Annotated in this window: 1 protein-coding gene; it reads right to left on the reverse strand. The window is 52.7% G+C overall.

All coding sequences use genetic code 11. The annotated features are described in order from the left end of the window. Window positions 1-171 precede the first annotated feature (171 nt). Entirely contained in the window at window positions 172-489 is a 318-nt protein-coding gene (locus QJT78_RS51925) for a hypothetical protein (protein ID WP_281460922.1), read from the reverse strand. Between the last annotated feature and the right edge of the window lie 148 nt (window positions 490-637).

Genomic DNA, 637 nt, shown 5'->3' on the forward strand with positions numbered 1-637 from the left:
GCACGACCCGCGTCGGATCGCGCCGATCCGGGAACACCCGGGCCAGATTGTTGGCCAAACCGAGACGCCGCTCGGCCATCGCCAGAAGCATCACGCCCCCGTTCGAGGTTAAGGACGGTGATAATTGGACAGCTGAAAACGCATTTTAGTCCAATCCTCAATTTCGAGCTGTCAAACTGCTTGTGCGGTTTCAATACCGTTTTCGACTAGAAACGCTTTGAGCGCTTGGTACTTGGACTTGTAGTTCTCAATCCGGATTTCTTTGGGTCGGTAGCAAAAGCCTATCTCCGCCACAGCCCCCTTTCCTTCCTCACGGAAGAACAAAGGTTTGATTAAGCCGAGAAGCTTCTTTGCTGTTGGAAGATTATTAGTTTCGTTCCGGGTGAAAGCATTGATAGAAAACCGCAAGGAACCGATCACAATGTCCAAGACGCTCGAAAAGTGAGATTGTCCAACAGCGGAATAGTGAACGCCCACTATATTGTCCAACTTCATTTCCGACGAGAACGGCATACCTTTCAAACCTACCGTAAACGGTACGAGAGGCCCACGGAGCCACGGACTTGGTGCGGACGGCCTACGCACCGCGCTTGAAGCGTATAGGCATCCAGAACTGCCGGAGGGCCTCGACGGTTGC

It is taken from the genome of Bradyrhizobium sp. Mp27 (genome assembly GCF_029953005.1).
Taxonomy (GTDB): domain Bacteria; phylum Pseudomonadota; class Alphaproteobacteria; order Rhizobiales; family Xanthobacteraceae; genus Bradyrhizobium; species Bradyrhizobium barranii.